This window comes from Psychrobacillus psychrodurans (assembly GCF_050209195.1).
Lineage (GTDB): Bacteria > Bacillota > Bacilli > Bacillales_A > Planococcaceae > Psychrobacillus > Psychrobacillus psychrodurans.
This window is the reverse complement of the sequence record NZ_CP189791.1, coordinates 3,131,176-3,156,156: the sequence shown is the minus strand read 5'-3', so window position 1 is coordinate 3,156,156 and position 24,981 is coordinate 3,131,176. Positions and strand designations below refer to the sequence as shown.

At 36.8% G+C, this 24,981-nt stretch carries 24 protein-coding genes, 1 riboswitch and 1 other annotated feature; of the genes, 19 read left to right on the top strand and 5 right to left on the bottom strand.

Annotated elements, in window-relative coordinates; genetic code table 11:
- Positions 1-42: 42 nt before the first annotated feature.
- The gene (gene ypfJ, locus ACQCPR_RS15610) at positions 43-891 is read right to left on the bottom strand and encodes a KPN_02809 family neutral zinc metallopeptidase (protein ID WP_427137471.1); all 849 of its coding nucleotides are present in this window, start codon (positions 889-891) and stop codon (positions 43-45) included.
- 119 nt (positions 892-1,010) lie between these two features.
- Here ypfJ and ACQCPR_RS15605 point away from each other — a divergent pair, with 119 nt between their 5' ends.
- The 12 genes from ACQCPR_RS15605 to ACQCPR_RS15550 all read left to right on the top strand — a co-directional run bounded on the left by ACQCPR_RS15605 (position 1,011) and on the right by ACQCPR_RS15550 (position 13,774).
- Positions 1,011-2,042 carry a S66 family peptidase gene (locus tag ACQCPR_RS15605; RefSeq protein WP_427137470.1) on the top strand — a complete coding sequence of 344 codons (1,032 nt, stop codon included), beginning with the start codon at positions 1,011-1,013 and terminating at the stop codon, positions 2,040-2,042.
- Between the two features lie 3 nt (positions 2,043-2,045).
- Entirely contained in the window at positions 2,046-3,134 is a 1,089-nt protein-coding gene (locus ACQCPR_RS15600) for an NAD(P)/FAD-dependent oxidoreductase (protein WP_427137469.1), read from the top strand.
- A 23-nt stretch (positions 3,135-3,157) separates the two neighbouring features.
- Complete coding sequence (locus ACQCPR_RS15595; protein WP_427137468.1) at positions 3,158-4,066, top strand: methyl-accepting chemotaxis protein; 909 nt, start codon at positions 3,158-3,160, stop codon at positions 4,064-4,066.
- Positions 4,067-4,132: 66 nt separating this feature from the next.
- Positions 4,133-4,423, top strand: coding sequence for a hypothetical protein (locus tag ACQCPR_RS15590; protein WP_093495106.1), 291 nt, complete (start codon positions 4,133-4,135; stop codon positions 4,421-4,423).
- 459 nt (positions 4,424-4,882) lie between these two features.
- Positions 4,883-4,984: riboswitch (purine riboswitch) on the top strand.
- A gap of 148 nt (positions 4,985-5,132) precedes the next feature.
- Positions 5,133-5,720 carry a xanthine phosphoribosyltransferase gene (locus tag ACQCPR_RS15585; RefSeq protein ID WP_427137467.1) on the top strand — a complete coding sequence of 196 codons (588 nt, stop codon included), beginning with the start codon at positions 5,133-5,135 and terminating at the stop codon, positions 5,718-5,720.
- A complete protein-coding gene (locus ACQCPR_RS15580) occupies positions 5,717-6,991 on the top strand; it encodes a nucleobase:cation symporter-2 family protein (protein ID WP_427137466.1) in 1,275 nt (424 codons plus the stop codon). Before ACQCPR_RS15585 ends, ACQCPR_RS15580 begins: the two co-directional genes overlap by 4 nt.
- A 106-nt stretch (positions 6,992-7,097) precedes the next feature.
- On the top strand, positions 7,098-8,066 hold the full coding sequence (uvsE, locus tag ACQCPR_RS15575; protein ID WP_427137465.1) for a UV DNA damage repair endonuclease UvsE: 969 nt from the start codon (positions 7,098-7,100) through the stop codon (positions 8,064-8,066).
- Positions 8,067-8,171: 105 nt separating this feature from the next.
- Positions 8,172-8,612, top strand: coding sequence for a cell wall hydrolase (locus ACQCPR_RS15570; protein WP_090568329.1), 441 nt, complete (start codon positions 8,172-8,174; stop codon positions 8,610-8,612).
- Between the two features lie 296 nt (positions 8,613-8,908).
- Positions 8,909-10,189: an MDR family MFS transporter gene (locus ACQCPR_RS15565; RefSeq protein ID WP_427137464.1), complete on the top strand. Its 1,281-nt coding sequence runs from the start codon at positions 8,909-8,911 to the stop codon at positions 10,187-10,189.
- 583 nt (positions 10,190-10,772) lie between these two features.
- Positions 10,773-11,756, top strand: a complete 984-nt coding sequence (locus ACQCPR_RS15560) for a GNAT family N-acetyltransferase (protein ID WP_427137463.1) — start codon at positions 10,773-10,775, stop codon at positions 11,754-11,756.
- A 212-nt stretch (positions 11,757-11,968) separates the two neighbouring features.
- Positions 11,969-12,298 (top strand): hypothetical protein, encoded by a 330-nt coding sequence (locus ACQCPR_RS15555; protein ID WP_427137462.1) that lies wholly within the window; start codon positions 11,969-11,971, stop codon positions 12,296-12,298.
- A 489-nt stretch (positions 12,299-12,787) separates the two neighbouring features.
- Positions 12,788-13,774, top strand: coding sequence for a ketoacyl-ACP synthase III (locus ACQCPR_RS15550; protein WP_427137461.1), 987 nt, complete (start codon positions 12,788-12,790; stop codon positions 13,772-13,774).
- A 121-nt stretch (positions 13,775-13,895) separates the two neighbouring features.
- Here the strand turns inward: ACQCPR_RS15550 and ACQCPR_RS15545 are convergent, their stop codons facing one another.
- Positions 13,896-15,260, bottom strand: a complete 1,365-nt coding sequence (locus ACQCPR_RS15545) for an aspartate kinase (RefSeq protein WP_427137460.1) — start codon at positions 15,258-15,260, stop codon at positions 13,896-13,898.
- A 379-nt stretch (positions 15,261-15,639) separates the two neighbouring features.
- Positions 15,640-15,872, top strand: a binding site (T-box leader).
- Between the two features lie 113 nt (positions 15,873-15,985).
- Here ACQCPR_RS15545 and serA point away from each other — a divergent pair.
- Positions 15,986-17,572 (top strand): phosphoglycerate dehydrogenase, encoded by a 1,587-nt coding sequence (serA, locus tag ACQCPR_RS15540; protein ID WP_427137459.1) that lies wholly within the window; start codon positions 15,986-15,988, stop codon positions 17,570-17,572.
- A 345-nt stretch (positions 17,573-17,917) separates the two neighbouring features.
- Here serA and ACQCPR_RS15535 read toward each other — a convergent pair whose 3' ends face one another.
- Positions 17,918-18,697, bottom strand: a complete 780-nt coding sequence (locus ACQCPR_RS15535) for an HAD family hydrolase (protein ID WP_427137458.1) — start codon at positions 18,695-18,697, stop codon at positions 17,918-17,920.
- Between the two features lie 60 nt (positions 18,698-18,757).
- Entirely contained in the window at positions 18,758-19,366 is a 609-nt protein-coding gene (locus ACQCPR_RS15530; RefSeq protein ID WP_093495095.1) for a DUF3298 and DUF4163 domain-containing protein, read from the bottom strand.
- 57 nt (positions 19,367-19,423) lie between these two features.
- On the opposite strand from ACQCPR_RS15530, the gene ACQCPR_RS15525 reads away from it, so the two are divergent.
- The 6 genes from ACQCPR_RS15525 (at position 19,424) to ACQCPR_RS15500 (ending at position 24,332) form a co-directional block, all read left to right on the top strand.
- Positions 19,424-20,158: an AAA family ATPase gene (locus tag ACQCPR_RS15525; RefSeq protein ID WP_427137457.1), complete on the top strand. Its 735-nt coding sequence runs from the start codon at positions 19,424-19,426 to the stop codon at positions 20,156-20,158.
- On the top strand, positions 20,159-20,728 hold the full coding sequence (locus ACQCPR_RS15520; protein WP_340930548.1) for a VanZ family protein: 570 nt from the start codon (positions 20,159-20,161) through the stop codon (positions 20,726-20,728).
- A 55-nt stretch (positions 20,729-20,783) separates the two neighbouring features.
- Positions 20,784-20,942: a Fur-regulated basic protein FbpA gene (locus ACQCPR_RS15515; RefSeq protein WP_090568357.1), complete on the top strand. Its 159-nt coding sequence runs from the start codon at positions 20,784-20,786 to the stop codon at positions 20,940-20,942.
- Positions 20,943-21,065: 123 nt separating this feature from the next.
- Positions 21,066-22,217 (top strand): DEAD/DEAH box helicase, encoded by a 1,152-nt coding sequence (locus ACQCPR_RS15510; RefSeq protein ID WP_090568361.1) that lies wholly within the window; start codon positions 21,066-21,068, stop codon positions 22,215-22,217.
- 2 nt (positions 22,218-22,219) lie between these two features.
- On the top strand, positions 22,220-23,449 hold the full coding sequence (locus tag ACQCPR_RS15505; RefSeq protein ID WP_427137456.1) for an aminopeptidase: 1,230 nt from the start codon (positions 22,220-22,222) through the stop codon (positions 23,447-23,449).
- Positions 23,450-23,462: 13 nt separating this feature from the next.
- On the top strand, positions 23,463-24,332 hold the full coding sequence (locus ACQCPR_RS15500) for an SGNH/GDSL hydrolase family protein (RefSeq protein ID WP_340930546.1): 870 nt from the start codon (positions 23,463-23,465) through the stop codon (positions 24,330-24,332).
- Between the two features lie 277 nt (positions 24,333-24,609).
- On the opposite strand, the gene ACQCPR_RS15495 is transcribed toward ACQCPR_RS15500, so the two are convergent.
- Positions 24,610-24,951, bottom strand: a complete 342-nt coding sequence (locus ACQCPR_RS15495) for a DUF4870 domain-containing protein (RefSeq protein ID WP_340930545.1) — start codon at positions 24,949-24,951, stop codon at positions 24,610-24,612.
- Between the last annotated feature and the right edge of the window lie 30 nt (positions 24,952-24,981).

The following is a 24,981-nucleotide window of genomic DNA, read 5'->3' as shown; positions in this document are numbered from 1 at the left end:
ACTTTTATCATATTATAGCATAGGGGGCAATGAGAAAATACGTTATGGAGTTTTACTATTAAACGTGTCCCCACCTTGAATTGTTCCTTTTTCATAACCTTTATAAAACCAACCTTTACGTTGTTCAGAGGTCCCATGTGTGAAACTTTCTGGAACAACATAGCCCATAGCTTGTTTTTGAAGTGTGTCATCACCAACAGCACTTGCAGCGGTCAATGCTTCATCTAAATCTCCTTCTTCCAGATAGCCCATTCCTTGGGCATGCTTCGCCCATACTCCGGAGAAATAATCTGCTTGAAGCTCAAAGCGGACAAGGTACTTATTGAATTCTTCTTCACTTAGCTTCTGTCGAAGAGGCATAACTTGTTCAGTTGTCCCAAGTAAAGTTTGAACATGGTGACCAACTTCATGCGCAATAACATAAGCCATTGCAAAATCGCCAGGAGCATTGAACTTCGTTTGTAATTCCTGATAGAAGCTTAAGTCGATATCTAATTTTTGATCACCTGGACAATAAAAAGGTCCAACTGATGCACCAGCTGCTCCACAAGCAGAATCGACACTATCTGTATATAACACTAAAGTCGGCTCTATGTATTCCATTCCATTTTCTTGGAATATTTTAGTCCAAACCTTTTCCGTATCAGCTAGTACAACAGAAACGAATTCGGATAGTTCTTTTTCTTGTTCAGTTTCCTCATACGGAACATTGCTTGATTGATCTGTTGTACCAAGATTTCCAATCAACTCATCAGGGTTTCCACCAAGTAAGGAAATGATGATAACAATGATTAAACCCAAGCCTCCGCCCACTCCAGCAATAGCTTTTCCGCCACTCATACCCCTGCGGTCTTCTACATTAGAACTACCAGCTCTACCTCTCCATTTCATCTAACACACTTCCTCTTCCATTACAGTTTTATGTATATTGTTTTTATACCCAAAATTTTTCAAATTAGACATTCATTGTGGACAGATTGCTTTATAATGAATAAAAAGGGGGATTTGTCATGCTTAAAAAACCAAAAATGCTAAAAGCTGGAGACAAGGTGGCGACGATTAGTTTGTCATGGGGAGGAGCTGGGGAACCAGATCTTCGTTGGAGATATGAACAGGGAATAGGAAGATTACGCGACGTTTTTGGATTGGAAGTTATAGCGATGCCAAATAGCTTAAAGGGTGGAGACTATTTATACGAAAACCCACAGGCTCGTGCAGAGGATCTAATGAATGCATTTAAGGATCCTACCATTAAAGGTATATTTTCTAATATTGGTGGTAGCGAAAGTATTCGATTATTACCATATATTGATTTTGATGTAATTCGAGATAATCCAAAAGTATTTATAGGCTATTCGGACTCTACTGTAACGCATCTATTCTGTCATAAAGCAGGCATATCCTCCTTTTATGGACCAGCTATATTAATGGATTTCGCAGAAAATGTAGAAATGCATGAATATACGGTAGAGGCTTTGAAGAAGACTTTGTTCTTGAGTGGCCCAATAGGTGAAGTGAAACCTGCAACAGAATGGACAAGTCAAAGATTAGAATGGATTGTTGAAAATAAAGATAAAAAACGTCAAATGAATCCAAATAATGGCTATGAATTATTACAAGGTTCAGGAGTAGTAAAAGGCAGATTAATCGGGGGTTGTATCGAAGTTTTAGAATTTGCTAAAGGTACATCGCTTTGGCCGGCAGAAGAATATTGGAAAGATAGTATTTTATTTTTTGAAACGTCTGAAGAGCTTCCAACACCTGGAAATTTAGAATATTGGCTACGCAATTATGGCTCGCAGGGAATTCTTCAGCAAGCGAAAGGAATAATTTTTGGTAAGCCTCAAAATGAGAAGTACTACGAGGAATACAAGGATTCCATTCGTTTAATTATGAAAGAACTTTCCTTAGAAAATCTACCAATTTTATATAACTTGAACTTTGGACATACGGAACCTAAATTTGTGCTGCCATATGGGGCAAAGGCGGAGATTAATTGTGAAAATATAACGTTCTCTATTCTAGAAAGTGGAGTGGAGTAAACAATGTCCTCTTATATCGTAATAGGTGGCGGGATTCTAGGGGCGTCGGCTGCGTACCATCTTGCAAAACGAAATGTGAGAGTTACGCTAGTAGATCGCCAGGATATGGGCCAGGCATCTGCTGCAGCTGCGGGGATAATTTGCCCATGGATCTCTCAACGAAGAAATAAAAAATGGTACACATTAGTAAAAAATGGAGCGTACTACTATAAACAACTTGTAGAGGAATTAGAAACTCTAGGAGAGACTTCTACAGGTTATAAAAAGGTGGGGGCCATTGCTCTTCAAAATGATCCGAAAAAATTACAGAAAATGCTAGAGAGAGCGTTGGAAAAAAGAGTAGATGCGGCTGAAATAGGTGAACTGAAAATATTATCACCAGAAGAAACTAAGGAGCATTTCCCTCTAATTTCAGAAGAATTCACTTCTTTGTATGTAGAAGGTGCTGCACGAGTGGATGGCGGTGCAATGCGTGATGCATTGATAAGTGCTTCCAAAAAACTAGGGGCGGAAGTAATTTATGGCAATGCTTCAATTTCGAATGGTATTTTAATAGTGGATGGTCAACAAATGGAAGCTGATGCCATCGTTTTAACTGCAGGTGCATGGGGCAATGAGATACCTCAAGAGCTTGGTGTTAATATGAAAGTTAGTTTTCAAAAAGCACAAATCATGCATTTTCAAGTGAATAATTTGTATACTGGAGAATGGCCGGTTGTCTTGCCACCAACAAATCAGTATTTATTGACCTTTGATAATGGCAAGGTTGTGGCTGGATCTACATACGAAGAAAACACTGGTTATGATGCCAATGTGACAGAAGCAGGTAAGAAAGAGCTTCTCAAGAGTGCTGTAAGTATCGCTAGTTCACTTAATAGTGCTTCTATTGCAGAGGTACGAGTGGGGTTTAGACCATATACACCAGACTTTCTTCCGGTAATTGGAAAGTTACCTGGCTATGAGTCCATTTATTTCTCCAACGGATTAGGGGCATCAGGTTTAACAGCAGGACCTTTTGTTGGTGCTGAGTTAGCTAGATTAATCTTAGGGGAAGAAACAGTTTTAGATCTAACTGATTATGCACCAATATAAAGATAGATACGGGGGATGGGATTGTGAATTATTCACAAGTAGAAGAAGTAAACGATATGACTGTGGTTGAGGCTTTAGAAAAGAATTTAGCTATTATTCGATTTGATTTAGATCGCCGTGTAGCTTACGTTAATGAAAATTTTGCAAAAGAAATCGGCTATACTGCAAGTGAGTTAATGGGGAAACAGCATAGAGATTTATGTTTTCCAGCTTTCGCAAATAGTCCAGAATATGAAAAGTTTTGGAAGGATTTATTTGGTGGGAAAAACTTTCAAGATAAGGTGGAGCGTAAAACAAAACAAGGTACTAGTGTTATGTTAGAAGCGACTTATATGCCGATATTCGGCTCTGCTGGAAAGGTGCTCGGAGTTACTAAAGTTGCAACGAATGTAACGGAACGTCATGAAATATTAATGGGCGTGACTGAAGAACTGAAAGAGATGTCCATGGAATTAAGTACTCGCGCAGAGGTTGGAACAACTAGAAGTGAGGAATTATTGCAGCGAATTGATGAAATTGCAATTGGCTCAAAAGAAAATACAGATACTTTGCAAAGCTTACAAGTACAAGCAGATTCGATTCGAGGAATCGTCCAAACAATTCGAGAAATCGCGGCTCAAACGAATTTACTTGCACTGAACGCGGCAATAGAAGCAGCACGGGCAGGAGAGCATGGACGTGGGTTTAATGTTGTTGCCCAGGAAGTACGTAAATTAGCGGGAAGAGTAGAGAACTCAATCGTAGAAGTACGTGAAAACATCGAAGGAATAGCGAAGCAAGTAGAGAAAGTAACGACTAGTAATAGTAATTCACAGACAAGTATAGAAAAAAGCCAGGAAGAAATACGCTCTGCTTTGGAGGAATTCAAAGACATCTCATCAGCAGCAATAAAATTAGAAAGCCAAACGGCAGAATTTGTGAAGCTGATTTAAAGTTGTCATAATGTATTTTCTCACTCCAATCATGCTAAAATAGTTGAGGTATAGGAGGTGCAACAAATGAGTAAATATCTCATAGGATATATTGAAATTGAACGTCAAATAGATTTCTACTATCAAATGAAACAGGTTGAAAAACAATTCGAACTTCATTTATCAATGGAGGGGTTCGTATCTGATCGACATAAGTTTAAATTACAGCATGTACATGATGTATCTCATAAGCCATTCTCATTTGGAGGCGGCCTATTATACCTTCACACAAATCAAGGTGTTTTTCCATTCCAAATTCAAGAAAATCCAACTAGCTTTATACAAGGCTTTAAGTCACTGAAAACTGAACACTCGTGAACATCTACGTTTTAGTAAAGCGTGGATGTTTTTTTGTGTCACTGTTATTGCGAGTATAAGACTTCCGCCCGTGCTTATAGAGTTGTGTCACGGGCGGATACGCACTGTGCCTGGGGGCATGAAGTGAAATTGCGGGCGTATGGCTTCGGCACGGGCTTATAGAGCTGTTTCTAGGGCGGATATGCACTATGCCCGAGCGCATAGTGCAAAATTTTGGGCGTAGGACTTTTGCGCGGGCTTATAAAGGCGTGTCTTGGGCGGATAAGAACTTTGCCCGGGAGCATAGAGTGAAATTGCGTGCGTAAGACTTCCTTGGGTGCATAGTAATTTTAAGGAGAGTTGATACATTATGCTACTTCAAATGAAAGAGGCCAAAGTTATAGTTTGCGACTGAATTTTATGAATCATTGAACATATTTGAGGGTGATTGTAAATAGGGATAAGCGTGCTATAATGAGAAATATTCAAATAGCAACAACTCGTATAATAGCAGGGATATGGCCTGCAAGTTTCTACCAGCTTACCGTAAACAAGCTGACTATGGGTGGCGATGAAATACTTGGTTTATGGCATTATTGTCATAATCTATTTTATTTCGATTCGACTTTTTTAGCTCGAATGACATTGCTCCACTCCATAACTGAGTGGCTGCAATATCATTTGGGCTTTTTATTTGTCCAAATTAAAACTGGAGAGGGAATGATTAATTATGAAATTACTACAAGATCAAATTATTAAAAACGGTAAAGTTTTATCAGAAAATGTATTAAAAGTAGATACTTTTTTAAATCATCAAATCGATCCTGTATTAATGCAAGCAATAGGTAATGAGTTTGCTGCACGTTATAAAGATTGTGGAATCACTAAAATACTAACGATTGAATCTTCAGGTATTGCACCTTCTATGTTTGCAGGACTTACATTAGGTGTTCCAGTTGTATTTGCAAGAAAACGTAAATCATTAACGCTTTCTGACAATCTATTTACTTCGAAGGTGCACTCTTTTACTAAAGGAGAAACGAATGATATTTCAGTTTCTAAGGATTTTATTAATAATGAAGATACGGTACTAATCATTGATGACTTCTTGGCTAATGGACAAGCTGCATTAGGACTTTTAGATATTGTAAATCAAGCAGAAGCAGAAACTGCAGGTGTTGGGATAGTTATTGAAAAAGGTTTTCAGCCTGGTGGAAAACTTATTCGTGATAAAGGTATTCGTGTAGATTCACTTGCCAATATTAAATCATTGTCAAACGGTAAAGTTGAGTTTTTTGAGGAGGAAACGATAAAATGAATAGCGCTTTAAAAAACACTGCGCTCGGTATTCAGCATGTCCTTGCAATGTACGCAGGAGCGGTAATTGTACCATTAATCGTTGGGGGAGCAATTGGTCTAACGACAGAACAGCTTACGTATTTAGTAGCTATTGATATATTAATGTGTGGTGTGGCAACAATTTTACAGGTTATGAGTAACCGATTTTTTGGAATAGGGCTCCCTGTAGTATTAGGATGTACATTCACTGCAGTTGGACCAATGATCGCTATAGGTGGGGATTACGGGGTTTCTGCTATTTATGGAGCAATTATTGTTTCTGGTGTAGTTGTTATATTAATAAGTGGATTTTTTGGGAAGCTTGTAAAGTTTTTCCCTCCCGTTGTAACTGGTTCTGTTGTAACTATTATTGGAATTACGTTAATACCCGTTGCTATCAATAATATGGGGGGCGGACAAGGAGCAGAAGACTTTGGTTCCGTTTCTAACATTCTGCTAGCCTTTGGTACCCTTTTATTTATTGTATTGTTATACCGCTTCTCTACAGGTTTTATAAAAGCTATTTCTATTTTAATAGGGATTGTTGGTGGAACAATTGTCGCAACATTTATGGGGAAAGTTGACTTTTCTCCTGTGCGAGATTCAGACTTTTTCCATATGATTCAACCATTCTACTTTGGTACCCCAACTTTTGAAGCTTCACCTATTATTACAATGACTTTAGTAGCGATAGTATCGTTAGTCGAATCGACTGGAGTATACTTTGCACTCGGTGATATGCTTGGGAAGAAAATAGAAAAAGAGGATCTAACAAAAGGCTATCGTGCGGAAGGAATTGCCGTGGTATTAGGTGGTGTTTTCAACTCATTCCCTTATACAACGTTTTCTCAAAACGTAGGGCTTATGCAAATCTCAGGTGTTAAGACGAAAACAGTCATTTATATAACTGGAGCAATGCTTATCGTACTTGGCTTCATCCCTAAGATTGCTTCTCTTACGACAATCATTCCTGAGTCCGTGTTAGGTGGGGCAATGATTGCTATGTTCGGGATGATTGTAGCACAAGGGATAAAAATGTTAAGTAAAGTAGTGTCCGATACTGAGGATAATTCGATGATAATAGCATGTTCAATTGGTATTGGACTTGGTGTGACAGTGGTTCCTGAGTTATTTGCTGAGTTACCAAAGAACATGGAAATATTGACGAGTAATGGGATTGTAGCAGGAAGCGTGACCGCAATTGTTTTAAATATCGTCTTTAACATGATTCCTAGAAGAAAAATTTCATAACTTTCTAGAGACTGCGAGGGAGATAATCCTTCGTAGTTTTTTTATTTAGCTGTGTATAGTGTACTTCCTAGCTATTTTCTCCATACTAATGGAAGAGGTGATAAAAATGACAATTGTACGTCTAGGGTATGTTGCGATGAGTATGGAACTAAAAAATGCTTCCCCATCCAAAACAATGAAATTCTCTCAATTTCAAAAATACAGAGATCGTGAAGCTGCAATTTCTAAATTAGAACAGATTACGCTAGCTAATTTAGAAAATACGCATAGACTTCTTAAACATAATATGTTTAGTGAAATTCATTTTTATCGCTTAACTTCTCGGTTAATTCCGTTAGCCAACCATGTAGATCTTCCCGATTGGGATTTTATGATACCGTCGATAAAAGAAAAGCTAAATGAAATAGGTGAGTTTACGAGAAAACATAATATGAGAATTGATTTTCATGCAGACCATTTTGTTATACTGAATTCCTCCAAACCAGAAGTATTAATTAATTCATTAAAAACATTAAATATGCATTATTTGCTGTTAAAGGAAATGCAGATTGATCCTACACATCGCTGTGTTCTTCATATTGGTGGTAACTATAAAGATACAGAAAAATCATTGGAACGTTTTATAAATAATTGGAATGATGTTCCTAGCTCCATTCAAAAGATGATCATACTAGAAAACGATGATACTTCTTTTACATTTGAAGATACCCTTTATTTGTGCGAAAAATTAAAAGTTCCACTTGTTTTTGATTATCATCATCATCTTGCCCATCACCGTAATAAAAAATGGGAAGATAATTGGAGTCGAGCAGTGGCAACTTGGGGTGAATCTCCCCTTCCTATCAAAATGCATATTTCTAGCCCCAAAAATGAGGCTGAATTTCGTCATCATTCGGACTATGTGGATGTGAATATGTTTTTCCACTTTTTAAGAGAAATCAAGGGTACGGTTTCGCAGATTGATTGTATGATTGAGGCAAAAAAGAAGGATGAAGCCTTGTTTTTCTTAATCGACGAGATTAAAAAAAGGAAAGATGTTGAAATGATTGATGGTTCCTCATTTTATTTAAAGTAATCAAATCCCGTCGTATTAAGGATTTATGAATCTGATATTTTTTCTTCGAGGTGGATATGACACCAATGAAGGCATTTTTTCATACTATACTTTGGGGTGAAAAAAATGCCAAGAATAGCTTACCGAAGTAAAGACGTGGATTTAATGGCTAGGATGATGAGAGCGGAAGCAGAAGCTGAAGGACAGCAAGGAATGTTATATGTAGGAAATGTAATTGTTAATCGTGCTAACGCAGATTGTTTAGACTTTAAAGATGTAAGAACAATCGAAGATGTCATTTTTCAAGTACAAGGAAATAACTATTCTTTTGAAGCTGTTCAAAAGGGAAATTTGTTTTATGAAAGAGCGAGAACTGTTGAAAAAAGATTAGCAAAAAAGGCCCTAGATTATTGGAGAGACCATCCAGCGAAATTTTCTCTTTGGTATTTTAATCCATATGGTCCATGCCCACCGACATGGTACGATCAGCCTTTTACAGGTCAATTTAAACAACATTGTTTTTATGAACCAGTAGCTGGAACATGTGAAAGTGTTTATAGGGGATAGGGAGCAAGAGCCTTACTACATTGTTTAATGTGGTGAGGTCTTTTTATGGGCGATTGTAATTGGTTTATGGGCTATAATTGAAACATTATGGGGTATATTGATATGTCTATGGGCTTTAGTCGAAACATAAGGCTATATAAAGAGATTTATGGCCTATATTAGCTATTCAGTGGGCTATCCGAAAGTAATCAATCATTCTTCAATTAGGTTAAGCTCAAGGAAAAACAGCTATTTCGTAAATCGAAATAATGTGGTAATATAGTTTAATCTATGATACGAGTTGTGAGGAAAAAATGATGAGAATGAGAATAAGAGATTGGGATCGTAGTTTGAAGGTCCGTTTATTTGGAGAGTTTTTTAGTAATTTAAGCTTTTGGATGGTATTTCCTTTTTTAGCGATTTATTTTGCTGATGAATTTGGAACTAGTATGGCAGGGATACTATTGGTAGCATCGCAAGTATTTTCGATTGGAGCAAATTTAATCGGAGGATATTGTGCGGATAGGTTTGGTAGAAGGACGATGTTATTTTTCTCTGCAACAGCAGAAGGATTAGCATTTATTTTATTTGCCTTTGCAAATTCGCCTTGGTTCGATTCACCGATGCTCAGCTTTGTGGCCTTTACGATTGCAGGTATGGCTGGTTCCTTGTATCATCCTGCAAGTCAAGCAATTGTCGCAGATGTTGTGCCGGAGAAAGACAGAAGTACAGTATTTTCGGTGTTCTATACGTCTATTAATATTTCAGTAGTTATAGGACCAATAGTAGGAGCAGTATTATTCTTTAATTATCGTTTTGCTCTTCTATTGGTTGCAGGTATTATTTTCTGTTTGGTAGGTTTGGCCATTAGATTTTTAACAGAAGAGACATTACCGACGGATGTACGAGCACAAATGGCAAGCGGCTCTAATAATTGGATGCAGATTATAGTCAAGCAGGTTAAAGCCTATGGATTAATAGTAAAGGATAAAGTTTTTTTCTTATTTGTCATTGCTGGTATTTTGTTAGCACAAACATATATGCAATTGGATATGCTTATACCAGTTTATATGAAAGAGGCTATCGATAAGCAGGTGCTTGGTAATTTGTTTAATAGAGAGTGGGCTGTAACTGGAGAAGGATCGTTCGGTATTCTACTTTCGGAAAACGGATTGTTGGTAGTGTTATTTACAGTGTTTGTCACTAGATGGATGACGAAGTATCGGGAGAAGTGGGTGTTCTTTCTATCCTCGTTCTTATATGCAGTGGCAATGCTGATTTTCCCAATGACAGCGAACTTCTGGGTCTTCCTCATTGCAATGGCAATCTTTACATTAGGCGAATTAGCAACGGTTGGGTTGCAGGAAAGCTTTGTTTCAAAATTAGCACCTGACGATATGCGAGGACAGTATTTTGCAGCGGCAAGTTTGCGCTATACCATTGGTCGGACGATTGCACCTTTAGTATTTCCGCTAGTTACATGGATTGGGTTTACGTGGACATTTGTTATACTAGCAGCTTTAGCATTACTGAGTGGATTCATCTATCTGCTAACGTTTAAAGAATATAATAAACGAAATAAAGGGATGGTATTATAATACAAACTTCAATAAGTAGGGGTGTCATTCCTTTGGGTTTAATAAGGAACTTAGGCAGCGCCGGGTCGTAAGGTATTGCCTGAGTGACCATATCTTGTATTCGGGCTTTAATGAACAGTTGAACGACTACACTATGATTCAGAAGGCACCTGGTGCAGGGTTAAATGCCTGTTGATGCGTTATAAATTGGACAAGGGGTGTTCTCTTAATGAGAACACCCCTTGATTTTGTATAGGTATAACATAACTTTTGAATTTTAAATTTCATCCCGAAAAGCTCGGGGAATAATTTCCATGAAAGAAACACTTTCAATGCCGCGGTAAATTGTTCCACTGGTTGCCTTCTAACCTAAGCAACGTAAACCCTACCTTCTTTTACGTCCTTGCGACCCTGTAGCCGCTCCAGTGTGAATAAGTATTATCAAAAACACATATAGCAGAATGCCAATATCTAAAAACTATGCCGTACCAAATGTTAACTATTGAATTATCTCATACAAAAATATAAATGTCAAATATCGTCAAAAATTAGGAAATAAAATGATATACTATTTTAATCAAAACTGGGTAAAGCGGGTGAAGAAATGGAACAGTGGGATATTGTAAATGGGTTCAGAGAAAAAGTAGGAAAGACATGGATAAGAGGAGATGAAATGAGTGAAGGAGATTTTCATCAGGTAGTACATATTTGGATCATGAATAAAAATGGCCAGTTTCTAATTCAACAGCGCCAGCCATGGAAAATAGGATGGCCAAATATGTGGGACTGTTCTGCTGCAGGTTCTGTTTTAATGGGGGAGACTAGTGAAATGGGTGCTATTCGTGAAACTAAAGAAGAATTAGGCATTGAGTTACAAATGGAACATGCAGAGGTGATATTTACTGTAAAATTCTCTCGTGGTTTTGATGACCATTGGCTAGTAAAACAAGATATTGATGTGGAAAAATTAAATCTGCAATACGAAGAGGTAGCAGATGCAAAATGGGCAACAGTTGATGAAATATTTGAGCTTGTCGAAAGAGGAGATTTCATCCCATATCATATTTTAAAACCACTGTTTGAGATTAGCAGGTCATCTATTTCACTAAGGAAGGCTAATTTATCAGATGCTGCGGAGTTATTCGCGATGCAAAAAATAGTTTTTCAACCTGTTTATGAAAAGTATCAGGATCATGACACAAGTCCAGTCTTTCAATCGTTCGAAAGATTTATAGAACGACTAAAAACAGGGGATTACTATAAGATTTATGAAGATGATTTATTGGTAGGAAGTGTTCATGTTTATCCGAAGTCCTCTGGTATTATGCGTTTACATATGATCAATATTTTACAACAGTTTCAGGGGAAAGGAATTGCTCAAGAAGTAATGAATCGATTAGAAAGTATATATCCTGAAGCGGAGAACTGGGAGTTAGATACTATAAAACAGGAACAGAGAAATTGTTATTTATACGAGAAGATTGGCTATATCCAAACTGGGGATGAATGGAAAGTAAATGAGAAAATGACCCTTGTTCATTATAAGAAGTCAATTGGATTTAACCATCTGAAACCAATTTCAACATGAATGGACGGAAAATATAGCTGTGTAATATTAAATGGGTATTAACAATTTTTGTTATATGACGATACTTATTAGTGGGAAGTTTTTTTGTCTTACGTGTCTAAAGTAGGGAAAATGTTATAAGTTAAAATACCTATTTAAGTGAAGATGAAATTCAACTTTTTCATATTTTAATAAGGAAGTGTTAATAAATTATGGCAGAAGGAACTTACACAATGAAAGTTAATGTCGCGGAAAAGACTGTTGATATGACGGTGAGTGGGACTTTTACTCCTGAAAAAGCTAAACAATTTGTTGATGATTATCAGCTTAAGTTATCATCAGTTAATACAAGTGAATTCGTTCTGGAATTTGATTGCAGAGATTTGGACGTAGTAACAAAAGAAATGATACCAGACCTTGAAAATTGTTTAGCACTATATAAATCTTCTGGATTTAAGAAAGTAGAAGTAGGTATTAAGAAAAGTGCTATAATCTCCATGCAATTAAAACGTTTGGCGAGTAATGTAGGGTTAACTCAGTTTGAAGTAGTTCAAAAATATTAATACTTGCAAAAAGGTAGGAAGCTAGTTATAGGATCCTGCCTTTTTTATTTGATATTTACATGAATCAATTTAAGAATATTATATAGTTAAATCCGAACAAAGCTGATTTCCGCTCTAGGCGGACGCTTTCCGCGGGCACGGCTTCAATCTCCTCGTCACTACGAAAACATGTGCTCCTGCGGTTACTCGTCGCAAAGACAGTGGTCAAACAAAGTTCGACCACTGTCTTTCCTGCGGGGCTTTCAGCTCGCGCTGTTCCCGCTGGAGTCGCCGCCTGCCACTCCAATCAACGGGATCGCTTTTAAAAAACGAATAATATATTGCGATATTAAGTATACATTCGTATTTTTTTATGAAACAAGTAATATTGAAATTGATTTACATAGCAAAGATTATAACTTTAAAGCACAAAATAATGTTTGAGTTAAGAAAATAATTATTTGTATTTCAGTATAATACTAAAATTAATTAGTGAGGTTTATTACAATTATGACTAACGTTAGAATAAAAGCGGTTGATGTTTACCATGCGAAAAAACAAGTAGATAATGACGTTTACCTTGAACATTTTAAAAAACAAGGGAAAGATATTACAAACTTCTTGAATATTATGGGCAGAAAAAAGCGTTATATCATTGATAATCTTAAAGAAAATACTATTACGATGGCGATTGAAGCGACAAATCAGGTGTTGAAAAAAGCGGGATTAAAAGGTAAGGATATAGATATGATTGTTTTTTCTACACAAGTACCAGAAGTGACTGTTCCAACCAACGCTATGTTCATTCATAATGCTATTCAAGCAAAAAAAGGAACTGTTATTTTTGATATGAACGCAAATTGTGCCGGTATGACGATAGCAGTTGAACAGGCATCACGATATATGAAATCTAATCCACATGTTAATACAGCACTTGTAGTAGGTTCTGATTATCTTTCATTAGTGGCTGATCCAACGGATGCAATGACTTATGCTAACTTTGGGGATGCTTCTTCTGCAATTATTTTAGAAAAGACTGAGAGCGATATAGGATTTGTAGACGCGATGTTTGAAGTGGACTCAAGTAACCGAAATAATATCTTATATCCACACAAGGGACTATCTCAAACAATTAAAGCAGGTGAAAGTGCAGAATCCATGCTTTGGCTACCATTTGACGGAACAATGTCACTCCCTTATACGTATGAAATGTTTGAAGTCATTTTAGAAAGAAATCAACTTAAAATTGATGATGTTGATGTTTTTTGCTTATCTCAATTTGCTAAAGTTAATATGGATGAAATTCAAAAACATTTTGATATACCCGAAGAAAAGGTTATTTATGTAGGAGATAAGTATGGTTATACTGGTACAAGTAGTCCATTTATTGCCCTTCATGAGGGAATCGAATCTGGAAAGATAAAGCGTGGAGACTTAATATTGTTTTGGACAATTGGTGGAGGGCACGAGTTCATTACTATGTTATTTAGATACTAAAGTAAAATGCAGCGGCAAAGACGCCCACTATGAAAAGCCAAAGGACTGAATTTTCACTAGAACTACAATTTGCCAAGAACATAGAAGCAGGCTATCTCTATATAAGAGGTAGCCTGCTTTGTTATCCAACTGTTACTGCAGAGAAAAATTCATTGTAAAGGGCACGCAGTATTTTGTTCTCATTGCTTTCATGAACTCCAAAAGAAAGGCTAACCTCTGAGGAACCTTGGTTAATCATTTCAATATTTGCGCCAGTGTTTGCTATGGCAGATGCAGCACGAGCTGCAAGTCCAGTGCTATTATTCATACCCTCTCCTACAATAACAATCATCGAAAAATGATGTCGGAAATGTGCATCATCTGCATTAAGTTCATTCAATACACGATTCATAATACGTTCTTCTTTTTCTGCGTCTAATTGATGACTGCGCATGATAACGGAAATGTCGTCTAACCCCGATGGAGTGTGTTCATATGAAATATGCTCCTCTTCTAGAATTTGGAGCAACTTACGACCAAAGCCGATTTCTCGGTTCATCAAATATTTACTTACATATAAAATAGAAAATCCGTTATCAGCAGAAATACCAGTTACAGGGCGCTTGTTAGCTTTCCGTTTAGCTACTATCTTCGTACCTGGAGCTGATGGGTTATTTGTATTTTTAATACATACTGGAATTCCACTTTTGTATACCGGCATTAGGGCTTCATCATGGAAAACGGAGAAGCCCGCGTAAGAAAGTTCGCGCATTTCTCGGTAAGTTATCTCTTCGATTTCGGCAGGATGGTTTACTACTTTAGGATTAGCACAAAATACAGAATCGACATCAGTGAAGTTTTCATATAAATCCGCTTTGACCGCAGCAGCAAGGATAGAACCAGTGATGTCAGACCCTCCACGATCGAAAGTGCGTAGAATTCCGTTTGGTGTATATCCAAAAAAACCTGGGAATACAACAACACCAGAAATGTTGTTTAATGCATGTAGATTATCATATGCCAAAGGTAGAGCTTGGGCTCGTTCAGGAAAATCGTTTACAACTAATCCAGCAGTCTTCGGATTAACATATTGAGAGTCAAGTCCAATGCTAGTGAAATAAGTAGAAATTAGCTTTGCATTGTTGTCTTCTCCACTTGCTTTAATATTGTCTATAAATAATTCAAGAACGCTTTGGTCCTCTCTGATACGTGCTCGTAAGTCTTCCTCAATGACGTCACAAATTGTCTCATCTAGCGCTAGCCCCTGTGCAATTTCTTTATACCGATTCACTACTTGGCAGAGTTTTTCTTCTACTTCTTCATTATGTATTGCGGCAACGGCTAATTCTATTAGTAAGTCTGTTACTTTTTTATCAGCATCGAAGCGTTTACCAGGCGCAGACACAACAACGAATTTTCGAGATGGATCTGCTTTAACAATTGCTGCCACTTTTTTTATTTGGGCTGCGCTTGCTACAGATGTTCCGCCAAATTTGCTTACTTTCATCTAATCAAATCCTTACTGTTTTATTATATTTGTACTTACCGAATAAACAAATGGTTTTTTACAGTGTACAAATTATATCGTTAGAGGTCAATAACATTGTAGTTATTTCTTTAATTTTATTTTTTTAATACGAACTTTAATTTGGAATTTAATATTAGTGTTCGTACTTCGAGGTATAATTAGTACATTAAATTTAATTTCATTGTTTTTATTATTAGAACACGAATTATAAAAAATATAAAAAATTTTTATGAATGAGTGAAAATGCATAAAATCAATGTTTTTGGAATGTAAAAGAAAATGGTAGCGTTTACAAATTTTTTAACTATATTGACAATTCAATTCATGGTAAGTATGATGGTTTTAATTCAATAAAGCGTAAACAATATTGACGGAGATAGACTGTACTTGTTGAGATCTTAAGAGAGCTGATGGTTGGTGTAAATCAGTGGTTTCGTTTGTAGGGTAGCACTCTAGAATTGGTGGACTGAAACAGAGGATTTAGGTTCATCCGTAAATGCGCGTTAAGCATACTAATTGAGAATCTGCGAGATGATTGCAGTAAAATTTGGGTGGTACCGCGTGAGTTATTATAAGCTCTTCGCCCCTTACATAATTGTAGGGAGTGGAGGGCTTTTTTATGTTTTCAAAATAAGGGGGAGAATCATAATTTGTCTGAGGTAAGTAATCGTACAAAAATATTGTAGTAAAAGGAGAAGATTAATATGACATTCAATATTCTAATCAGTGATCCACTAAGCGAAGATGGTATTTTTCCTCTAAGAGAAGCAGAAGGATTTAATATTGTTATAGATACCGGACTAACTCCAGAACAACTAGGTGAAAAAATTGGTGAGTTTGATGCATTACTAGTTCGTAGCCAAACCCAGGTTACTCGTGAAATTATTGAAAAAGGATCTAACCTAAAAATTATTGGCCGTGCTGGAGTTGGAGTGGATAACATCGATTTAACAGCTGCAACAGAGCGCGGTATCATCGTAGTTAATGCACCTGATGGAAATACAAATTCAGCAGCAGAGCATTCTATCGCTATGCTTATGTCACTTGCGCGTAATATCCCACAAGCCTTCCATTCTTTGAAAAACAAAAAATGGGATCGTAAAACATTTATCGGTGTAGAAGTGAAGAACAAAACTCTAGGTGTCCTGGGTTTCGGAAGAATCGGACAAGAGGTAGCTTTCCGTGCAAAAGGCCAACGTATGAATGTAATTGCATATGATCCATTCCTAACTGCAGAAAAAGCAGAAAAATTAGGTGTTCAATTTGGATCTGTAGAGGATGTCATTAGAGCTGCAGATTTTATAACAGTGCATACACCACTATTAAAGGAAACTCGTCATTTAATTAATAAAGAAGCTTTTGAAAAAATGAAAGATGGTGTGCAAATTATTAACTGTGCACGTGGTGGGATTATCGATGAAGATGCTTTATACGATGCAATCGTGGCGGGTAAGGTTGCAGGAGCAGCACTAGATGTATTTGAGGAAGAGCCATTTGTAGAACATAAACTTTTAACGCTTCCACAGGTCATTGCAACTCCTCATTTAGGTGCTAGTACGGTAGAAGCACAGGAGATTGTGGCAATCGATGTATCCTATGACGTAGTAAGCTTCCTACAAAATGGGACTGTGAAAAATCCAGTTAACCTTTCTTCTGTACCAAAAGATGTCCTAGCTAAAATTGAGCCATTCTTCAATCTAGGTGAACAATTAGGTTCATTCCTAAGCGATCTTGCAGAAGGAGTGCCTGAGGAGGTTAATATTACTTATTCAGGAGAATTGGCAAATTTAGATACTCGCCCATTATCACGTAATGCTATAAAAGGACTATTAAAAAGCAAATTAGGCGAATCAGTTAATGATGTAAACGCGAAATTTCTTGCAGACCGTTTGGGTATAACTGTAAACGAATTAAAAACTTCAAAGTCAAAAGGATTTACAAGCTTAATCACGGTTGAAGTGAGAACGGCAACTGGTACGAGAAAAGTTGCAGGTACATTGTTAAACGGTCTAGGTGGTCGTATCGTACGTGTAGATGACTTTATCGTAGATGTAATTCCATCTGGTTACTTATTGTTCATCCGCCATAAAGACCAACCGGGTGCTATTGGTCGCGTAGGAACATTGCTTGCTTCGGAAGGTATCAATATCGCAGCGATGCAAGTGGGTCGTTCTGAAGTAGGTGGGGATGCGATTATGATGATTTCTATTGATAAACATGTAGAAAAGTCTGGCATTGAACAGCTTAAAGGATTAGAAGACATCTTTGATGCAACACCAATTGATCTATAGGAGAACAGAGGCTCTTAGGTTGTTTGACGATAAACATTAAAAAAATCTGACTCTTGGACAAGTGATTGTCTTGGAGTCAGTTTTTTTATGCTTAGGAAATTTGTGGAACATGAAGTTAAGAGAATTAATAATCCTATGATTTTCGTTCCATGTGGACGCTTCCGCGGGCGAGGTCGAGCCTCCTCGTACGCTACGCTACATGTGGGGTCTCGACTTTCTCGCTTATCCCACCGGAGTCGCCACATTCCACTTCCATCAATAAGTGTGAAGTCTTCCCTACAATCAAAGACAAATCTATGGTTTAGTTCTTAAAGGACTGGGCGTCTTTGTGCCTGGTTTTTCTTGTTATGCGAGCAGCGTCAATAGTTCGCGTAAATTCTCAATTGTATACGTAGGTTTTACTTCTTCACTGATAGGTTTTCCTTCGCGGTTGATCCAAACGGATTGCATGCCCACCTTAGAGGAACCTAATATGTCGGTCATTAGATTATCACCGACCATCAATACTTCATCTGCCGTTAATCCGACAATTTCTAATGCATGTTTAAAAATGGCTGGATCAGGCTTCCCTTTACCGAATGCTCCAGAGATGAGTATATGGTCAAAATAGGGAGATATTTCCGGTGTGATTTCCAATTTGATATTTTGTAAGCTAGGTGAGCCGTTTGTCATTAATAATAATATATATTTGCCTTTCAACTGGTCTAAAACTTCATAGGTATCTTCATATACAAATGGGCTTTCTTTGCGCATTTTTGGGAAATATTCTGCTAGCTCTTTGCCTAAATCTTCATTTTCAATCCCCAGCTTTTCTAATCCCGAGGTCCACGCTAATTGTTGATAAGCAGGTATGGTGGATTTCATTTTTTGGAAATCCTCAGAAGGGTCGTCAAATGTTCCCCATAGTCCTTCAAAAGGATTAATACCGATCATTTGAGTGAATGGTCTTGTTTCATATGTATCGTACAATGCGCTTGCTTCTGCACGAACGGATTGTTCTAATGCAAGTGGATCGACATTAACCTGTGTAGCAGCATAAGAACATGTTTTTTGAAATGCGACGGATACACTTTTGTTATCCCATAGTAAAGTATCATCTAAGTCAAAGAAAATTGCTTTTTTCATTATCTGAATCCTCCAGCACGTATTTGATTAATACTTTACCGTACTAAAGAGTGGTTGTCACTAGAACGGAATCATTTTTTCTAGAATTCCACCTTCCCGTATAATTCCTTCTATATCTTTGATGGTAATTGGGAAGTAGGGGAAGCCGTATACGTATGGAGTCCATTCGTACACTTGAAAATAAATGACAAGGGAGTGATCAGCGATGTAAAAGTCTTGGTCACTACGTATTTGTGTAAAATCCTCTAAAAGAGGTACATCCCACTCTACCATTTTCTTTTCAATCATTTCAGAGAGAACTTTCACATAGTTGCTATCCGGCTTAAACAGGTCGTTAAGTACATACTGTTTGCCAGTCTTGACATCGAAGGTAAGAGATTTAGTAATTGTAAGACCGTGCGCACCTCCTGTAAATGAATAGACAGTCAAACTTAAGCTCAGAACTCCTCGTTCATTTGTTTTAATCTCATAGGTACCGACCATTTCTACTAAATGCTCACTGTAAAATCCTTGTTCTATTAAAAGCTTGTTTAGTGCATGAATAATATCTGCATTTATCTTTTTTTCTACTGCTGGATGAGGTAAGTTAGTTACAATAGGATAATAAACGTTAATACTTGGTGAACTTTTCTTAATATATTTCGTTTCTATACGAACAGGTAGATCCAAGGCAAACAACCTTTCTTCAGAAGTAATAATTAATGATATGAGTGGGAGAGTAATCATATGTTTTTAAATAGAGTATCCCTTTTCAAAGAGCCACAAGTGGAAAGTCAATATCCTTTCACAATTCCAGCTATTAGTAACTTTGAAGAACTAGAGCTAACCTCTCCTGTAACTTTTTTTGTGGGAGAGAATGGGACTGGAAAATCCACTTTATTAGAGGGAATTGCAGATAAATGTGAATTTAATACCGCTGGAGGTAGCCGCAATAATTTATATGATGTGGACGCTTCAGAAAGTGCACTTGGGAAGTACCTTAGACTTTCCTGGATGCCAAAAGTTACGAATGGTTTCTTTTTAAGAGCAGAATCCTTTTATCAATTTGCTTCACATATTGACCAACTGGAAAGAGACAATCCTGGACGGGGTGTCCTTGATAGCTATGGTGGTAACTCTCTTCATGAGCAATCACATGGAGAATCTTTTCTTTCTTTGTTTCTAAATCGCTTTAACGGACAAGCTATCTATCTTTTAGATGAGCCTGAAGCAGCATTATCACCACAGAGGCAATTGGCATTTTTACGTATAATGCATGATTTGATCAAAGAAAATAATTGTCAATTTATCATTGCTACTCATTCACCAATAATATTAGGCTACCCAGAAGCGACAATCCTAAGCTTTGATGACGATGAGATTGAGGAAATCAGCTATGAAATGACAGGGCATTACCAAATTACAAAATATTTCTTAGACAATAGGGAAAAATTTTTAGAAGAGTTATTTGAAGGTGAGTAGATGTATGTAATCATAAATTATATAGATGATATGTTGTTTTTTATAGGGATCGCATTTCCATTGATCGTCATTTGGCGACTGTTTCGTTGGAAAAAGAGAGGGTTCCAGCTAAAAGAGTTTTTACATGAGCTTGGCATTTTAGTTTTTTTCTCTGTGCTTGTTGGTTTATTTTCTCAAACAATAATACCAAAAATAGGTGAGGTGCCTGCCTATACAACTGGGGTCAATTTGGAGTTGTTTCGTGTTGTGAAAGAAACGTATAATGCGATTGTATACCTAGGATTTTGGCAGCCTTTTTATATTAACTTTCTTGGTAATATAATTCTTTTTATACCTATTGGATTTCTCTTACCTCTACTCTTTAATAAAATGGAGTTTTTCATTTTTCCTATATTGGCAGGTCTATGCATATCTTTATTTATTGAAATAATGCAGGTTCCTCAAAGCAGGAGCAGTGACGTTGACGACTTATGGTTAAATACGCTCGGTGCTTTTCTTGGCTATCTATGCTATTTCTTTATTCGCAAAGCTTTCCCATCATTTACAAAGGCTTTTAAAAAAAGTTTATGAAAGCTAAGAATGGGTAAATAGATAATTGTAATAACATTGTAAGGAGACATTCAGTATGATGAAAATTAGAGAATCAAAAACAGAGCAAAAACGGGATGAAATTATTGAAGAGTTTGTAAACAAAGGTATATTTAAAATTGATGGAAGACAACTATATGAGTTAAATTTTTATGAATTAATGAAAGAACATACAACTGAAGATGAAAGAAGATAAGTGCCTTTTTTAAAGGGCACTTTTTTTGAGAAAAAAAGTAAGTCCAATGTATTATCTATAAACAATAGTCGATATAAAAAATATGGTACACTTGACTTAAATACGGATAAGGTGGAAACAAAATTGACTTTTATAACTAATTTAAACGAGACATTACAGAAAAAATGGCAGGATGCAAATTTTACATCTCCAATGCCTATACAATCTAAACTAATTCCACATTTCTTGGACGGCTCTGACGTAGTTGCAGAATCACCAACAGGAACTGGGAAAACACTAGCTTATGTGCTTCCAATCTTGCAGAAAGTTGATCCTGCCAAGAAACAAATACAAGCAATGGTAATCATTCCTTCTCAAGAACTTGGTATGCAAATTGTGGAGGTATTCCGTGAATGGGTTAAAGATACTAATATCTCAGTTGCTCAATTAATTGGAGGAGCAAATATTAATAGACAGATTGATGTTCTTAAAAAGAAGCCGACAATTGTTGTCGGAACTCCTGGCAGATTACAAGAGCTAGTAAAAACTAAAAAACTAAAAATGCATGAAATAAACATCGTTGTTTTAGACGAAGGGGACCAACTTTTAAGTAGAGAGCATCGTACAACTGTTAAAAGCTTAGTCGATGCAACAGTTGAAAGTCAGCTGATTGTGACTTCTGCAACTATTACGGAAGAAATAGAATTAGTTGCAGAACGTATGATGAAGAATCCAGTTCGCATTCAAGTATCCGCAGAGGACATTCCTTCGCAAGGTGAAGTTGTCCACAGCTTCGTGAAGACTGAACCTCGCGATAAAACCGAGTTACTGCGCAAGATTTCTTATTTAAAAGGGATGCGTGGCCTTGCATTTGTAAATAGTCTAGATCAGCTTTTAATGAAAGACGCTAAACTTGCATACAGAGATGCACCGATTGTGTCTCTTCATTCAGAAATGAAAAAGGATGAACGAAAGAAAGCATTGGATGATTTTAAAAGCGGTAAGGTGAGTTTACTAATCGCTACTGATGTGGCAGCAAGAGGCTTAGATATTTCTGGTCTAACACATGTTATTCATGTAGATGTACCACATTCAGTTGAACAGTATTTACATCGTTCAGGGCGCACTGGTCGTGCGGGGGCTGATGGCGAGGTTATGACATTGTTAACTTATGCCGATGAAAAGACTTTTAAAAAGTGGACAAAAGAGCTTCCTAAAAAACCAGTTCAAAAAGTATGGTACCGTGGTGAATTAATCGAAGGATCGTCTAAAACTATTAGTCAAAAGGGGAAATAATGATGGATTTTCAACAAAAGCTTGAAGAGTATGCAGAATTAGTAGTAAAGGTTGGTCTGAATATACAGCCAAACCAACCACTACTTATAAATACGACTACGGACACAATCGATTTTACACGATTAATAGTGAAAAAAGCATATGAGGCTGGCGCGAAAAGAGTTGACGTAAACTATACAGATGAAGTAAATGCACGTGCATTTTATGATTATGCACCTGATGAAGCGTTCAATGAATTTCCTAAATGGGCTGCTATGCAACGTGATGAACTAATCGAAAATAAAGGTGCATTATTATGGATTGATGCAGATAACCCAGACTTATTAGAAGGTGTTTCGATTGACCGTATATCTAACTTTCAAAAGGCAAGTGGCAAAGCGTTAGAGAATTATCGAAAAGCAGTGATGAATGATGTTATTACATGGTCTATCGTTGCAATGCCTTCAGAAAAATGGGCTGCAAAGGTATATCCAAACCTAAAGCCGGAGGAACAAATGCAAGCACTTTGGGAGTTAATATTCCAGGTAGTACGCATCGGAGAAGGAACAGCAGTTCAAAAGTGGAAAGAACATATTGATAACCTTGAAAGTAGAGCAACTCTACTAAATGATAAGCGCTTTAAAAAGCTGCACTATAAAGCAGAAGGAACAGATATTCAAGTTGAACTTCCGAAAGAACATATTTGGATGTCAGGAGCAAGTAAAAATGGTCAAAACGTTCCGTTCATTGCTAATATGCCAACAGAAGAAGTATATACTGCACCACTTAAAACAGGAGTAAATGGCTATGTGAAAAATACAAAGCCTTTCGTCTATCAGGGAAATGTAATAGATGATTTTACTCTAACTTTTGAAAATGGAAAGATTACTTCTATAAAAGCTGCAACTGGTGAGAAGCTATTACAAGAGCTTATTGGAACAGATGATGGAGCGAAGTATTTAGGAGAAATAGCTTTAGTGCCACATAAATCACCTATTTCCGCTTCAAATGTATTATTCTTTAATACATTATTTGATGAAAATGCCTCTAACCATTTTGCTATAGGGGAAGCATATCCTACATGTGTTGAGGGTGCTCGTGGTTTAACTCAAAGTGAATTAGAACAAATAGGTATTAACACATCCATTGTACATGAAGACTTTATGATAGGTAGCGGGGACATGGACATTATGGGAGAACTAGCAGATGGAACAATGGAGCCTATATTCATAAAAGGTGCATGGGCTTTTTAAGGAGTTGGTCAGCTTGAAAAAATGGGTCTGTACTTTAATTATTCTAGTTGTTTCATTTGGAACTATCACAGTAGATGCCAAGGGCTCCGAAGTTTATATTGCGATTGGAGATTCCCTAGCAGCAGGACAAACACCGAATCGAGCTATAGATACCGGCTATACAGATTTAATAGCACAGAAGCTAACTAGGACTGGTCAACTTGCATTTTATTCAAAAGCGTTGGCATTCCCAGGTTATACAACTGCAGATGTGCTTACTAAGGTTCAAACGGACGAAGCAAAGGAAACGTTGAAAAACGCTACATTAGTCACAATATCAGCGGGAGCCAATGACTTACTGCAAATGGTGCAAGTGAATTCATCAAGTGGTTCTATTGCTTATCAGCAACTCCATGCTGATTTTGCATTAAATAATGTTCGAAAAAATATAGGGCAGATTATTAAAGAGGTACAGGCAATCGCGCCAAAAGCCAAAATTTATGTAATGGGTTATTATTTTGCCTATCCTCATGTGAGAGCATCTCAAAAGGAAGGTATAAAAAAAGAGCTAGACCGATTGCATACAATTTTAAAAAAAGAGTCTGAGGTCAATGGTGCGACATATGTGTCTGTGGAAGAACCATTCGGTGTAAATGCTACTAAGTTATTACCAAATCCCGCAGACGTCCATCCAACGATGGAAGGATACCGTATAATGGCAAATGCATTCTTTTCGCAATACAACAATGGATTAGTAGTTACACATAACGAGTTGCCAACACCTAATCCGCTTACTTTTGAACAAATTTTGAATGCATCTAGAGAACAAGAGAAATCTCCTGTTTCAAGATCAGTAGAAATGGACCAATACTATTCTTTATCAGAAATGAAGCCATTAATTTAGCATTTTGAATGACTTATGGTATTTGGACCTTACCCAATGTTTTGAATAAGTTGATGAATGTTGTGCAAACCTAAAAAAGCTGTCCTCCAAATCAAAAGAGGACAGCTTTTTAACGTACATTTTTTTTAGATTTTATGACTTTACGTATAATAGGATAAACAATTGGTGCCAATTTAATTGCTGTTTTGACTAGGTTTTTTACTTTCATCGGTATCGCTCCTTGGCTTTCGATATTAATAGTTATGTACCCTCAAACTCCAATACATAAACTCTCTCTTTATCGTAAAACTTTAATGCCCTGGACTATATTCCAAATCATTACTATTACATATACGAGCATGTAAATCGCGATAAGTATTAAAGGTCCGGCAGCCATCCATAGGGAAGGCTGTTCATTAAATCCCGATGCAATGGGGGTGAAGCTTGTAAAAACACTAATGAATAAAATTATTAACAATATTACAGGTATAATGTGGGAAATTAATGATTTTTTCGCATGATATTTTACATTAGAATCTTGTGATATAAAATAAACGATAATAGGCAATAAAAAAGGAGCAAACAATACACTAAAATAAGAAAGTGCTGATAAAATTTTAGGGTTATCCAGTCTATTCAACCTCCTTTCCTCAATTTTTAACAAAATACT